The organism is Bradyrhizobium sp. BR13661, assembly GCF_029892425.1.
Lineage (GTDB): Bacteria > Pseudomonadota > Alphaproteobacteria > Rhizobiales > Xanthobacteraceae > Bradyrhizobium.
Window position 1 is genome coordinate 188,809 of record NZ_JARXWB010000014.1, and the last position, 12,859, is coordinate 201,667.

Sequence of the window (12,859 nt, forward strand, 5' to 3'; positions counted from 1 at the left end):
CAGTCGACAACGTCATCGATTGCAGCCAGGCGGCCGCACCGATCTTGCGATTCTGGAAAAGTTAGGAGTTTGAAGGAGGAGCGCGGGCTCTTGCGTGTTTGGCGCTCCGAGATTCCCGCAGATCTCGGGCCGCGCTGTGCCACACCACAGCTGTCGAAGTACGATAGAGCGCGGCGACAGCAATCTTGGGTGTCTGCGGAGATGCGCCGGCATGAGCCACCAGGCAACATAGCGCGCAGGCACCATCATGGGCTTGGTGTGGGCTCTGGTCGGACTGGCTGTCGGCTTCCCCGCCTCCCGTGTGGCAAATCGTGGCGCCGCCGAAGGCTGCCAACGGGTCAGAGAGAGCGGAGGCCGTCGCCCATGACGCACCGATTGGCGCGATGATCTGCATCATCAGCGCCAATAGGAAAGCCGGGAGATAGATTTGCAGCCGACGCCGCACTGGTCACCGCCCAATTTGGAACGTTCGAACTAATCACGGGGAACGTCGAGAGTCGACGCCAGTTCGCTTTGCGCAATGGATACGAAGCAGTGCAGGAAAATAATCTTCGCCAACTGTATCCCAAATATCACGCGGATCAGACTGGAGCACAGTGAGATTTCGGGCCTCGGTCCAGGCTGACGACAAAAGACCGCGCTTTACCGTCCGGAAGATCGGCCAATATATGTGATCCGTAATGCCGCAGGCACTAACATCCCTTTGCACGACTGGCATGAACGAGAGCAACGTTGAGTAGCCGCGCTCTGTTTCGCACGGCCGACAGCGTCCGTCCCAGTTCCTTGGCTATGGTGCGACTGCCCATATTGGCCTGTACCAACTGACGCAACATATGATCGTCCTCGATCGACCACCGTCGAGCTTCGATTCTGTCGCGCCGAAACTTCCAAAGATTGTTGTTCATAGCGAACCACAGCCGCCGCTTTGGTTTGGAATTTATTTTCCTTGATCGAGACGCCCGTTCTCTGAGCGCAATTGCTTGCGCCTGCCGCATGCCAGCGTGATTGTCATGCGAGCGGGCACCCGGATCTCGACGGGATCGATGTCGTCAGGCTGCCGAAGGTGGCCCTTGTGAGCAGCGCGGGCTGCGCCAGTCTGCTCCTGCGCCGTGGAATGGGCTCTCGACCGGACGAGAGGCCTCTATGCTCCGCTGATCAACAGGAAACGTGACTGCCACGGGAGTGATCGGTGCATGTGCGACGAAAAGGCAGACGTCACAAATATGATGCGCCCGTGCAGGATACTGTGTTCCATCGTCGATCCGACCTGTTGTGCTCGGGCTGCCGCAGATCGACTGCTCCTGGCTGCCGAGCGCGAGCATAGAAGCCGACAGAAAGTCCGCAGCGACCAGTTGAAGCGCAAACAAGTAGGCGATCACCAAACAGGTGGCCTGCCGAAGCCGTCCTTTCGCGAATTTGCGCGATCCCGCCCGCCTCTCCATCGGGGAATATTAGCACCCATTTGCACGATGGGGAGCCTGTGTCTTGTCCGGAACGGGCAATTATCCCTTTACAGGATCGGAGAGCAATTTTCGTAACTTGGCGCGGGAGAGCTCTTCGGGCTCCTGGTAACTCATGAGGCCGACGAATTGCCCCTTGCGGTTCATCATGTAGATCGCCGCAGTGTGGTCCATCGTGTAATCGCCGTCCTTCAAAGGAATCTTGCGGGCATATACGTGGTATTTGGCCATGACCGCGGCGACGTCGCTCTCCGTGCCAGATAGGCCCGTAATGTGCGGGTCGAACGACGACAGATAGAGCGCCAACTGTTGCGGCGTATCTCGTTGGGGATCCACGGTGATAAAGAGGACATTCAGCTCACTAGCCTCCTTGCCGAGCTCTTTCAGCAGTCCGGTCATTTCCGTCAGGGTTGTCGGGCAGACATCCGGACAGTTGGTGAATCCGAAGAACACCAGCGCGGGCTTGCCAAGGAGGTCGCGGTCCGTGACCCGATTTCCGCGCTGGTCGATCAGCGAAAATGCGCCGCCGACGCCCGAGCTTGACGGTAAGCTGCTCCTGCCTTGCAAGCGGCTCCAGGTCACGGCTATCGCCGCGCTCAACACCGCAAGCACAACGATTGCGGTCACGGTGAAGTATGCGCGCTGTATGTTGCGTGCCTTCGGCGATCCACCCTTTGTCGAACTCATGGTCCGCCGATCCTTGTCTTGGGCGGCTTCTTTCGATCGTCAAGCCATAACCGGCGCGATGCAATGACTTAATTGGACATTTTGTCCAATGGCCGACGCGTCAGCGCGCGGCCATCGAAGACATTCAGTGGAATGCGAAAGGGCTGGACCCGAGAGTTTGCGTGATGATTGCCCGTTGCGGAGATTTCACATGACAAATGAAGCACTGAAGTCGTTCGCCAGCCATATCCTCATCCCCTTCATGATGGGCGCGGTCATTGGCCTGTTGTTCATGTCCGCACTCTACTTCCTCGACGTTGGCGGCTTTCGCTCGCTGTTGGCCAGGACCGGGGAAAGCCCGTTTGATGTCGGCCTGATCCCGGTGGCCTTCGCGTTCGGATCGCTGGCAATCGGGACCCGTGAGTTGCTCATCGACAATTGACGGCAGGCAGTGGGATTTTGACGTGGCATGCCCTTCATTTGACCCAGATCAAATGGGTACGGCTGAAGTATATCTAAGGCTAGCAGGCCTCCAACCGCTTCATTGGCGAGCGACGGTGAGAACGTACGACACATCCCTCGACAGAATGCGGCGCAGCTTCCGCCGTAGGGTCGCGGCTGCGTTCTGCACGGTCGCGCTCTTGTTCAACGTCGTTTGCGGCGTCGTTCTGTCGGCCGGCCCATCTCAAGCAGACATCGCGGCGCGCGCTCTGGAGAATGGCTGGACCATCATATGCTCCGCGAATGGGGCGCTTGTCATCGACGCGGATGGAAATCGCGTTCCAGACGATCCGGTCGGACATCCGGGTGCGACCGGTCCGCACTGTCTCTTCTGCCTTCCGCTGATGCACGGGAATGTCTCCATCGCGACGGCGGCGACAATTGCGGCCATTTCGCCGCAGGTGCTCCGGCATTCCTTGCCGCCTGCGGACGTAACCATCGCACGCATTGCGTCCATCCAGGCGTGGCCACGCGCACCACCGTCGTCGTTGATCGGTTAGAATCTCGCCTCTCGCCGCGACGTACGGCGTGAACGTGCCGGCTACCGGCCTCTCGATCACGGACTACTCATGCCTACTCTTCCAACGCGTGCCTCGGCGCGTGTTGCGCCGCGCGCCGATGGCCACATCGGCGCAACCGGCGCGCACGTCGCCGCCACGACATCGGGCGTGCGGGCTGTCTCGGCCGCGCTTGGCGATTTCGTCCGGGCTGGATTCCGTCCGCGCACGCCGCTGCAAAGGGGAATTGCCGCGGCGCTTGTCATCAAGCTCGTCGTGGTCATCGCACTCAGGGTCTTCGTCTTCGCGGACGAAACTCGCGTCATCCCGACCGATCACACCGTCGCACGTGCGATGGGGGTGGAGCGGCGGTAAACCCAAAGAACGGAAAATCTCATGCTGGACCTCGATCCGCTGAGCCTAGGCCGACTTCAATTCGCGCTTACGGCTCTGTATCACTTCCTCTTCGTACCACTCACACTCGGCCTGTCCTTCATCCTCGTGATCATGGAGACGAGCTACGTCATGACCGGTCGAGAAATCTGGCGGGACATGACCAAGTTCTGGGGCAAGCTGTTCGGAATCAATTTCGCCATGGGTGTTGCCACCGGCATCACCATGGAATTCCAGTTCGGCATGAACTGGGCGTACTATTCGCACTATGTTGGCGACATCTTTGGCGCTCCGCTCGCCATCGAAGGCCTGATGGCGTTCTTTCTCGAATCGACCTTCGTCGGACTATTCTTCTTCGGCTGGGATCGCCTCTCGAAGATCGGGCATCTTGTTGTGACCTGGCTCGTTGCAATCGGCTCCAACTTGTCGGCGCTGTGGATTCTGATCGCCAACGGCTGGATGCAGAATCCGGTCGGCGCCGTATTCAATCCAGACACGATGCGGATGGAGCTGACTTCGTTCTACGAACTGATGTTCAATCCCGTTGCGCAATCGAAATTCGTCCATACCGTCAGTGCCGGCTATGTTTGCGGCTCTCTTTTCGTGCTTGCGATTTCCTCGTGGTACTTGCTGCGCGGCCGGCACGTCGCCTTTGCGAAGCGGTCGTTTATCGTCTCCGCGGCATTCGGGCTGGCATCGGCTCTGTCGGTGGTCGTGCTGGGCGACGAGAGCGGCTACACGGTGAGCGAAAACCAGCGCATGAAGCTCGCTGCAATTGAGGGGATGTGGCATACCGAGCCGGCTCCTGCGTCATTTACGGCGTTCGCCATTCCCGATCAGGCCGCCCGGGAGAACCGCTACGAGGTCAAGATACCCTGGGCGCTCGGCCTCATTACCACCCGCTCCTTCAATCAACAGGTGCCTGGAATCAACGATCTGGTGAACGAAGCCGAAAAGAGGATCCGCGACGGTCTGGTTGCCTACGATGCGCTCGAGGCATTCAGCGCCGACCGGTCGAACGCCGACGCGCGAAGCACAATCGACCGACATGCGAAGGACCTGGGCTACGCCCTGCTCCTGAAGCGCTACGTCACCGACCCGCGCACTGCGGACGACGCCACGATCAAGAAGGCGGCACTCAGCACCGTACCGAACGTCTTTCCGATGTTTTGGTCGTTCCGCCTGATGGTGGCTCTCGGCTTCTATTTCATCGCCCTGTTTGTGGCGGCGTTCTGGTTCGCCAGCCGACGTGTCTTCGACCGGCGCTGGTTGCTCAGGCTCGCCGTCTGGTCCTGGCCGTTGCCGTGGGTAGCGGCCGAACTCGGCTGGATCGTCGCCGAATATGGTCGGCAACCGTGGGCCATCGACGGTGTCCTGCCGACGGCGCTGGCGTCTTCCACGCTGTCGTTGTCACAGGTGCTGTTCACACTGTGCGGCTTCGTGCTGTTCTATTCAACCCTTCTGGTCATCGACGTGACGCTCATGCGCAGATACATCGTGATGGGGCCGGTCAAGGCACTCGCACCTCACGCGGCTTCTCCAGCATCGGGTCGCCCGTCCACCGCGGCAGCCCTGACGTCCGCTGAGTGAGGTCTCCATGTCCATTCCTCTCGACTATGAAATTCTTCGCCTGGTCTGGTGGTTCTTTCTCGGCGTCCTGCTGATCGGCTTCGCCATCATGGACGGCTTCGATCTCGGAACCGCGGCATTGCTTCCGTTCGTCGCCAAAACGGACGTCGAGCGACGTGTCGCGATCAATGCGATCGGCCCCGTGTGGGACGGAAATCAGGTCTGGCTGATCCTCGGCGGCGGCGCAATCTTTGCCGCATGGCCGGCGATCTACGCGACCGCCTTCTCCGGATTCTACATCGCGATGTTCCTCGTGCTCGCGACGTTGATCCTGCGGCCGGTCGGCTTCGAGTTCCGCAACAAGCTGCCGGACCCGCGGTGGCGGTCCCTGTGGGACTACGCGTTGTTCGCCGGCGGCGTGGTGCCGAGTCTCGTCTTCGGCGTGGCCGTCGGCAATCTGCTCCAGGGCGTGCCGTTCCGAATGGACCAGGATTTGCGTATAGTCTACGAGGGCTCCGGGCTGTTTGAATTGCTAAATCCGTTCGGGCTGCTCTGCGGGCTGGTGTCTCTGGCGATGCTGGTGTCGCACGGTGCAGCCTATCTGTCGTTGAAGACGAGCGGCGGCGTCGCGGAGCGGTCCAGGATGATCGCGGCAAGGCTGCCGGTCTTGACGATCGTCATGTTCGCGCTTGCCGGCGTTTGGATCGCCTTCGGCATCTCCGGGTTCAAGATCACGAGCGCATCCGTCATCGACGGACCCTCGAACCCGCTGCTCAAGACCGTGGCGACCGCCCGCGGTCACTGGCTCGCCAATTACGCGATCTACCCTTGGCTAGTTGCGGCGCCGGTGCTCGGGATCGTGGGCGCGATCGGTCTGGTCTTGGCCAGCCGGGCGAAGCGCGCGGCGCTCGGCTTCTTTGCCAGCGGCGTCTCGATCTTTGGCATCGTCAGCACGGCGGGCGTCAGCATGTTTCCGTTCCTGATGCCTTCGAGCCTGCAACCTGCTGCGGGCCTGACGGTATGGGACGCATCGTCCAGCCGCCTGACCCTGTTCGTGATGCTGCTTGCTACGCTGGTCTTCCTGCCTGCCGTGATCGCCTATACGAGCCTCGTTTTCCGCGTGTTGCGCGGGCCGGTGACGGCCCAACAGATCGAAGCCGACGGCCACAAGCTGTACTGACAGAGAAGGACATGACGATGTGGTACTTCACCTGGATCCTCGGAGTTTGGCTTGCGGCCGGCTTCGGAGTGCTCAACGCGCTCTGGCATGAATTGCACATGCCCGACGAACCTACTGCGGAATGATCTCCATTCTCCGGGGGCATGCGTGCATCCGGAGAACGAGCTGCGCCCTCGAACCGGAGAAGCGGCATGGGTGTCCCGAATTGTCCGACTTTGGCGCCGCCGGAATCGGCAGACGCGCCGCTTCACTGCGCTCCTCCAGAGATGCGCGCGGCTGGCGGGAAACGTGGCAACGCGGTGCGGAGTAGAGCCGTGGTCGCTTTTCCGGAACATGCGATCATCCGTCCAGCCGGCGCCGTATCAGGCGGCGCTCTCCGGATCGTGACCGGGTATGTCAGGCTCTCCGTTCCAACCAGCGATGGTGATCATCGCATCGTCGCCATCCTCGGCGCAGGAGACTGGATCGGTATCTCGCCCGAAGGCCTTCATCTGTGCGAGGCGCGGACTTTGACGCCGGTGTCGGCCCGCGAAGCAGGGAATCTGACAGACCTGTCACGTCAGGATCTGATCGAAATGACTCTCGGGGTCCAGTCGCAACTCGAATCCGTGTTGCAACATTGCATGACATTGGTGCATCTGCCTCCGCTCGAACGCGCGGCCTGCTTCCTTGTCTCGTGGTCCCGACGGCCGCATCCGCCGTCGAACGGTCGAAACGTCGGCGGCGGCCGGGACGTCGAGCTGGATATTCCGCTTCGAATGAAGGATGTCGCAAACCATCTTGGCGTAACCAGCGAGACAATTTCGCGTGTTTTTGCAAAGCTCAAGCATAGGCGGCTGATCGACACGGTGGGCGGACGCTCCACGATCCGGGTCATCGATGTTGCAGCACTCGAGGCATTGTATCAGCAAACGCTGCGGGTCACGAACGCAAGGCCGTCTCGACCGCTTCACTCTGGAGATGAGATTTGACCACGGCCCTCAAGATATTCTACCACGTGCCCATCCTGGGCTGGATGCTGAGGGATGCGATCCGGGGCGCGCCTGATGCAAGTTACTATTTTGCATTCAACGTCGTCACGCTCTTTGCCTATCTGGTTTATGCCTTCGGCTATCCGTTCGTGATCTCAGTCGCCCTTGCAGGCGCGGCTTCCGCCTTGGCAGGCCTCGTTGCCATCACGGCATCGGATGCATTCGCCAAGGACCGTCCCCACGATGTCTATGATCGACACGCGACGCGGCGGCCGCGGAGCGCGGGAAAGTCGCGCGGCAAGGTGCGGTAACGGCTTTAGAAGGCTTGGAAGCAGCCCTTGGAGCCGTTGGTCGAACGATTGACCGCACGCAGCGCGAACTTGACGCAGCGCAATGTCTTCAGAGACGAATTCTGATGAATTGCTTTTGTAATGTTCGATTTCGACCAGCCGCTATTCGTCGCCGGACTCCTGCTCGGCTTTTCCTCGAGCCTGCACTGTTTCGGCATGTGCTCGGGTATTGCCTCATCGCTGCATCTTGCGGCCATTCTCGGTCCTGATCGCGCGCGGCAGGGGCTGCTGGCCGCCACTGTTCTGATCAATACCGGACGCATCTCGGCCTATATGCTGGCCGGCGCCATCGTCGGCGCCGCTGGCTCAACCGTGTTCGGATCGTTCGATCACACCCTGGCGCACGCGATCTTGCGCTGGGCTGCGGCCGCAGCTCTCGCCTGGATCGGGCTTTCAATGCTCGACGTGTTGTCGCTGCCAACGTGGCTGTCGCGGCTGGCCTCGGCCATTGGTAGCAGGATCGGCGCGACCGCGGATGCGACACATCTGCCGCCAGCGCTGGGGTTGCTTTTCAGCGGTGCAGTCTGGGGCTTTCTGCCCTGTGCCATGGTCTATGCGGCGTTGTTCTATGCCACGCTGTCCGGCTCAGCGCTCGGGGGCGCACTTGCGATGAGCGGCTTCGGTCTGGGTACGCTGCCGGTCCTGGTTGGCGCAGGGCTCGGCCTTCCGCTGTTACGTCGGCGCGCCACGGCGGGATGGCTGCGAAACATGGTCGCCCTATCCATCATCGCGGTCGGGATCGTCAGCGCCGGCGTTTCGCCATCGACGCTGGCGGTCTGGTGCCGATCCTGACGGACTTGCCCTCAACGCAGGCGGCGATCTTCCTGCACTCGGTCGCGCAGGCGTCCGCGCGCCTGCAGGTTTCGTGCCTGTCCGCACGCTTCTTGTACTCCGCCTCGCAATCCTGGCAGGCGGGAGCGCGACCTTGGCCATGGCCGGCAAATAGGTGGACAATACGCCGGCAAACTTAGCCGGGGCGCCACAAATGCTTAGCATCTGGCCGGTCAGGCGCGCGCGCAACCGGCGAGCGAGACGTCGCCGGCGGCGAAAGCGGCAAGGCAGTGTTTGGCCAAACCTGACCGCTCTTCAGGCAGTCGCTCGCCGCGTCAAAAGGAGATCTGCAGAAATGCTCCCGTCTCGGCAATTCATGTCGGCGGTCCCTCGAATTGGGTTGGTGACGACGAAAAACTAAGTGCCGGGCGAACGCGCTTGATCATTGACCGGGATCAATTAAACAAGGCCTTATTTCAGGCAATTTAGGTCATCGATGAACCCCCGTCTGCCCGGATGATTCTGCCAACGTCCACCCCAGAGCGTTCCGCCAAGATCCCGGCTGCGGTCGAGACTCGCGGTTCGCTGTCCCGCTCCGGCGGGCGCAGGGCCGTCATCGCGATCTTGGCCGCCTACGCGCTGCTGTTTCAGGCATTTATTGGCTGCGTGACCAGTGAGGAATGGCTTTCGCCGATCAATCTCGCGCTGTCTGCATCGCTCTGCGACGGCGCCCAGGACGGTTCACCGCAACCCCACGGTCCCCAGCAGCACGATCGCGCCGATTGCTGTGTTCTCTGCCTGACGCCAGGGCTGGCTGGTGCCGACGCCGTCGCGTCGGCAGTGGCGCCGACACGCGCCGGCATCACTGTGCGTGCCGCGCCAATGGACGTGTTGGCGGGATCGCCGCCCCTGCCAGGCTATCCGTGCCAGCCCCGCGCGCCACCGGCTTTCGCCTGAGACACCAGAACGCCTAAACGGTCCCGAGCGGCTTCGGGCACGCTCCGCATGACGGAGCGGGCGGCAGCCATGCGCCATCGCGCGGAGCGACCGCCGTAGGAGCCCCCGGGTCCCATCCAATCCCGATCTGTCAATCCGCGCATGCGTGCCATCGCAGGTCCACACTGTGCCGAAAGCCTCGAATGTCCAACGTCCGCAATCTTCTATCGGTCGAGCCACACCGACGCGTCACGTCGTCCGAAGTGCCCGACACCAACCACGACGGCAGCCCGTTCAACTTTCACATCGCGCCCAATATCGCCATGGGGCCGGCCTCAACGAGCACGATCCTCGCGGCCTTCGCCGTGCCGGTCACCGGCCTAGCCATCATGGCCGCGATGCTCGGCTACTGGCCCGTCAGCCTGTTCGGCGGCTTCTGGTTTGCCGTGCTCGTAATGGCCGTGTTCCGCTCGCAACAGTCGCTGAAGCGATACGAGCAGATTTTCCTCGAGGACAACGCCATCGTCGTCGAGCAGACGGCGCACGACGGACGAACCAGAAGATCTTGCGTACCGCTCCATGGTTTGCGGCTCGAGAGTTTCATCGATCCCGACTACGGCCTGCTGCGGTTGACATTGCTGCATCGTTCGTCTCGCGTCGACATCGCGAGTGACCTGTCGCCGCACGAGCGGTCGAGCTTTCGGACGGCGTTCGTCTCCGCACTCGACGCGGCCGGGCATTCCATGCAGTTCGTCACGCTTTATGCCTCTCCGCTCGTTGCAGCGGAGTCGTCGAATTGACCCAGTCCCTGCGACCCGTCCGATCGGCCGACGGGCCGGAGCAGCATCCGCTGCTCTATCCCGGCAACTCCTTCAATCCGCCGCGGCCGCTTGTTGCGGCCCTGCTTCGCGGTCTTGCGTGCCGCTGTCCCGCCTGCGGCACAGGACGCCTCTATCGTCGTTTCCTGACGATCACGCCGTCCTGCGCGGATTGCGGCGAGGCGCTGCACCACGCTCGCCCCGACGATGCGCCGGCCTATTTCGTCATGCTAGTCGTGGGCCATGTCGTCGTGTCCCTCGCGATGTCGCTGGAGTTCGGCTTTTCTCCGCCGATCTGGATCACGCTGGCGTTTTCAGTGACGACGGCATGCGCGCTGACGCTCGCGCTGCTGCCGCCCGCCAAAGGTTTGGTCATCGCGCTGCAGTGGTCATTCTGGATGCACGGTTTCGATCCCCACGAACAGGACCATTCAACAACCATTGTCCAGAACCAAACGATCTCGGGAGATCAACCATGGGCCGCCTGACGACTTTTCTGACGATTGTCCTTCTTATGGTGCTTCCGGGGACGGCACTTGCTGCCGAGCGCGTCGATGCGACCTCGCCAGGTGGAGATCCGGACATCTCCATCCATCTTATCAGCAAGAAAGCCCCGAACGAGGGAAGGAATCCAATCTTGATGCTGCATGCCTTCGGCTCGCCATGCGCCGAGGCATTCGATCTGGCGCCAGGATTGTCCTGGATGGACGATCTGAACCAGGTCGGCTTCACCGCTTATGCAATCGACTTTCGCGGCTTCGGTCATTCGAGTCGCCCGAACGGCGACACGCCGATCGGCCGCGCGCCGGACGCGGTCCGCGACGTCATCGCGGTGATCGAGGCCATCCGCAAGGAGACCGGCGCGGCGAAAGTGTCGATGGTCGGCTGGAGTTGGGGAGCCGTCGTCGCGCCGATGGTTGCGATCGCGCGCCCGGATCTGATTGACCGGATGGTGTTGGTCGGCGCGATGCACGCTTTCAAGCTGCCCATGATGACCGAGCCGTTCGCAGCCAAGGATAACCCGACCCGGTTTGGCCCAGCACATATCCCGTATCAGAAGCTCGACGCCAGCATGGTGCTCGGGCACTGGCAGATGATGCTGAAGGGGACGTCGGGCCTCGTTGACACCGAAACCGTGGCCAAGGTCCAGGCGCTCGCTGAGCGCTGTGGCCATATCGATCCAGTAGCGTCACCGAAGATCGTGGTCCGCCCGATGGGACCGCTCGCCGATCTCTTCGACATCTGGAGCGATCGTCCGATCTACGACGCGGCCAAGGTCAATATTCCCACGCTGATCATGCGCGGCGATCGGGATTTTTTTGCCGACGAACGGCTGGCTGCGAAGATTCGAGGCGCTCGCGAGATCGTTGTCCCAGATGCGACGCACTGGGGGCCTTATGAACGCAACCGCGACAAATTTCTTACCGCCGCAAGCGCGTTTCTGGCTGGCAAAGATACGGCCAAAGAGAACCGCTAGTTCGCGCTGGTCTTGAGGAGCGGACATTCGCTCTCGTTCAACGGCATGTAAGCGCCATCAGCGGGGATCGTCTCGACGACGTTGTAGTAGTCCCAGGGGGTTTTCACGTCCGACGGCTTCTTGACTTCGACAAGATAGAAATCGTGCACGAGCTTGTTGTCGGCACGCAACCGTGCGCCGCGGGCATAGAAGTCGTCGACGGGCATGGCGCGCAGCTTCTCCAGAACGGCGTTGGTTTCGTCCGTCCCTGCCGCTGCCACCGCCTTGAGATATTGCAGCACGGCCGAGTAAACGGCGGCCTGAGGTGCGGTCGGCATGGCGTTGTGCAGCTTGTAGAAGCGTTGGCCGAACGCTCGCGTTTCGTCGTTGAGGCCCCAGTACCATGCGGTCACGGTGGTCAGCCCCTTGGCTGTTTCCACGCCCATTGCATGCACGTCGGTCAGAAACATGAGCTCGGCCACCGCCTTTTGCGACGTCGCGTTCATTCCAAATTCGTTCCATTGCTTCATCGCATTGACGAGCTGATCGCCGGCGTTAGCGAACGCGACCACCTTGGCCTTGGAAGCCTGAGCCTGGAGCAGAAAGGAGCCGTAGTCGGCATTTCCGAGCGGATGAAATACTGCGCCGAGAGATTTGGCGCCGCCGGCAGCGAGCGTGCGTTGGGACACCTCCACCATGTTGCGGCCGAATGCGTAGTCGGCTGCGACGAAGAACCAACTGTCGTAGCCTTGCGACATCAGTCTGCGGATGGACCCGGTCACCAGATTGTAGTTGTCGTGCAGCCACATGAGGCCGGTGCGCGAGCACTGCTTGCCGCCGACCTCGGTCGTCCCGACGGCCGAGTAGATGACGATCTTGTTCTTGTCGCGCGCGATTGACTGGATGGCCAGCGCCACGGCGGAGTTGCCGACGTCGGCGACCATGTCGACGCCGTCGACGTCGAACCATCTGCGCACGATCTGGGCGCCGATGTCGGGCTTGTTCTGATGATCGGCCACGACGATCTCGACCTTCAGCTCGGGCGACAGCTTGCGAAAATCTTCAAGGGCCAGCTTTGCCGCAATCACGGAGCCGGGGCCGGAATTATCCGATAGCGGGCCGGTTTGATCGTTGATGATTCCGATCCTGACGGCGCCGCCCGATAGCTCGCCGGCGAAGCCCCGATCGGGGACCCCGGCGAATGACAGGGTCAAGCCGATGCCGAGCACAAGCCCGGGGAGCCGGATCTGCCGCGACCGGAATTCGTCGATAGGGCGATGCCTCATAGTCC

Annotated in this window: 16 protein-coding genes; 12 read left to right on the plus strand and 4 right to left on the minus strand. The window is 61.6% G+C overall.

Features of this window, described 5'->3' with window-relative positions; translation table 11 throughout:
* Positions 1–61 precede the first annotated feature (61 nt).
* Together M2427_RS23225 and M2427_RS23230 are read right to left on the minus strand one after the other, a co-directional pair.
* Positions 62–445 carry a DUF2946 domain-containing protein gene (locus M2427_RS23225; RefSeq protein ID WP_280709030.1) on the minus strand — a complete coding sequence of 128 codons (384 nt, stop codon included), beginning with the start codon at positions 443–445 and terminating at the stop codon, positions 62–64.
* Positions 446–1,502: 1,057 nt separating this feature from the next.
* Positions 1,503–2,147 carry an SCO family protein gene (locus M2427_RS23230; protein WP_280709031.1) on the minus strand — a complete coding sequence of 215 codons (645 nt, stop codon included), beginning with the start codon at positions 2,145–2,147 and terminating at the stop codon, positions 1,503–1,505.
* Between the two features lie 190 nt (positions 2,148–2,337).
* On the opposite strand from M2427_RS23230, the gene M2427_RS23235 reads away from it, so the two are divergent.
* The 11 genes from M2427_RS23235 to M2427_RS23285 all read left to right on the plus strand — a co-directional run bounded on the left by M2427_RS23235 (position 2,338) and on the right by M2427_RS23285 (position 10,600).
* Positions 2,338–2,568, plus strand: a complete 231-nt coding sequence (locus M2427_RS23235) for a hypothetical protein (RefSeq protein WP_280709032.1) — start codon at positions 2,338–2,340, stop codon at positions 2,566–2,568.
* Positions 2,569–3,196: 628 nt separating this feature from the next.
* Positions 3,197–3,499 carry a hypothetical protein gene (locus M2427_RS23240; protein ID WP_280709033.1) on the plus strand — a complete coding sequence of 101 codons (303 nt, stop codon included), beginning with the start codon at positions 3,197–3,199 and terminating at the stop codon, positions 3,497–3,499.
* 24 nt (positions 3,500–3,523) lie between these two features.
* The gene (locus M2427_RS23245; protein WP_280709079.1) at positions 3,524–5,107 is read left to right on the plus strand and encodes a cytochrome ubiquinol oxidase subunit I; all 1,584 of its coding nucleotides are present in this window, start codon (positions 3,524–3,526) and stop codon (positions 5,105–5,107) included.
* 7 nt (positions 5,108–5,114) lie between these two features.
* Positions 5,115–6,266, plus strand: coding sequence for a cytochrome d ubiquinol oxidase subunit II (gene cydB / locus M2427_RS23250; RefSeq protein ID WP_280709034.1), 1,152 nt, complete (start codon positions 5,115–5,117; stop codon positions 6,264–6,266).
* 17 nt (positions 6,267–6,283) lie between these two features.
* A complete protein-coding gene (cydX, locus tag M2427_RS23255) occupies positions 6,284–6,391 on the plus strand; it encodes a cytochrome bd-I oxidase subunit CydX (RefSeq protein WP_280709035.1) in 108 nt (35 codons plus the stop codon).
* Between the two features lie 189 nt (positions 6,392–6,580).
* Positions 6,581–7,237 carry a Crp/Fnr family transcriptional regulator gene (locus tag M2427_RS23260; protein WP_280709036.1) on the plus strand — a complete coding sequence of 219 codons (657 nt, stop codon included), beginning with the start codon at positions 6,581–6,583 and terminating at the stop codon, positions 7,235–7,237.
* On the plus strand, positions 7,234–7,548 hold the full coding sequence (locus tag M2427_RS23265; RefSeq protein ID WP_280709038.1) for a hypothetical protein: 315 nt from the start codon (positions 7,234–7,236) through the stop codon (positions 7,546–7,548). The genes M2427_RS23260 and M2427_RS23265 overlap by 4 nt, the downstream gene beginning before the upstream one ends.
* A gap of 120 nt (positions 7,549–7,668) precedes the next feature.
* Positions 7,669–8,379 carry a sulfite exporter TauE/SafE family protein gene (locus M2427_RS23270; protein WP_280709039.1) on the plus strand — a complete coding sequence of 237 codons (711 nt, stop codon included), beginning with the start codon at positions 7,669–7,671 and terminating at the stop codon, positions 8,377–8,379.
* A gap of 495 nt (positions 8,380–8,874) precedes the next feature.
* Entirely contained in the window at positions 8,875–9,315 is a 441-nt protein-coding gene (locus M2427_RS23275) for a hypothetical protein (protein WP_280709040.1), read from the plus strand.
* A gap of 182 nt (positions 9,316–9,497) precedes the next feature.
* Entirely contained in the window at positions 9,498–10,094 is a 597-nt protein-coding gene (locus tag M2427_RS23280; protein WP_280709041.1) for a DUF2244 domain-containing protein, read from the plus strand.
* Entirely contained in the window at positions 10,091–10,600 is a 510-nt protein-coding gene (locus M2427_RS23285; RefSeq protein WP_280709042.1) for a DUF983 domain-containing protein, read from the plus strand. Before M2427_RS23280 ends, M2427_RS23285 begins: the two co-directional genes overlap by 4 nt.
* Here M2427_RS23285 and M2427_RS23290 read toward each other — a convergent pair.
* Positions 10,582–10,878, minus strand: a complete 297-nt coding sequence (locus M2427_RS23290; RefSeq protein ID WP_280709081.1) for a hypothetical protein — start codon at positions 10,876–10,878, stop codon at positions 10,582–10,584. The genes M2427_RS23285 and M2427_RS23290 overlap by 19 nt on opposite strands.
* On the opposite strand from M2427_RS23290, the gene M2427_RS23295 reads away from it, so the two are divergent.
* Positions 10,795–11,589 carry an alpha/beta fold hydrolase gene (locus M2427_RS23295; RefSeq protein WP_280709080.1) on the plus strand — a complete coding sequence of 265 codons (795 nt, stop codon included), beginning with the start codon at positions 10,795–10,797 and terminating at the stop codon, positions 11,587–11,589. The genes M2427_RS23290 and M2427_RS23295 overlap by 84 nt on opposite strands.
* On the opposite strand, the gene M2427_RS23300 is transcribed toward M2427_RS23295, so the two are convergent.
* Positions 11,586–12,854, minus strand: coding sequence for an ABC transporter substrate-binding protein (locus M2427_RS23300; protein WP_280709043.1), 1,269 nt, complete (start codon positions 12,852–12,854; stop codon positions 11,586–11,588). The genes M2427_RS23295 and M2427_RS23300 overlap by 4 nt on opposite strands.
* Positions 12,855–12,859: the final 5 nt, after the last annotated feature.

Coding starts and splice junctions, on each gene's coding strand:
- M2427_RS23230 (WP_280709031.1), bottom strand. CDS start 2,147: ATGAGTTCGACAAAGGGTGGATCGCCGAAGGCACGCAACATACAGCGC.
- M2427_RS23235 (WP_280709032.1), top strand. CDS start 2,338: ATGACAAATGAAGCACTGAAGTCGTTCGCCAGCCATATCCTCATCCCC.
- M2427_RS23240 (WP_280709033.1), top strand. CDS start 3,197: ATGCCTACTCTTCCAACGCGTGCCTCGGCGCGTGTTGCGCCGCGCGCC.
- cydB (WP_280709034.1), top strand. CDS start 5,115: ATGTCCATTCCTCTCGACTATGAAATTCTTCGCCTGGTCTGGTGGTTC.
- cydX (WP_280709035.1), top strand. CDS start 6,284: ATGTGGTACTTCACCTGGATCCTCGGAGTTTGGCTTGCGGCCGGCTTC.
- M2427_RS23270 (WP_280709039.1), top strand. CDS start 7,669: ATGTTCGATTTCGACCAGCCGCTATTCGTCGCCGGACTCCTGCTCGGC.
- M2427_RS23275 (WP_280709040.1), top strand. CDS start 8,875: ATGATTCTGCCAACGTCCACCCCAGAGCGTTCCGCCAAGATCCCGGCT.
- M2427_RS23280 (WP_280709041.1), top strand. CDS start 9,498: ATGTCCAACGTCCGCAATCTTCTATCGGTCGAGCCACACCGACGCGTC.
- M2427_RS23290 (WP_280709081.1), bottom strand. CDS start 10,878: ATGACCGAAGCCGCGAAAGTCGATTGCATAAGCGGTGAAGCCGACCTG.
- M2427_RS23300 (WP_280709043.1), bottom strand. CDS start 12,854: ATGAGGCATCGCCCTATCGACGAATTCCGGTCGCGGCAGATCCGGCTC.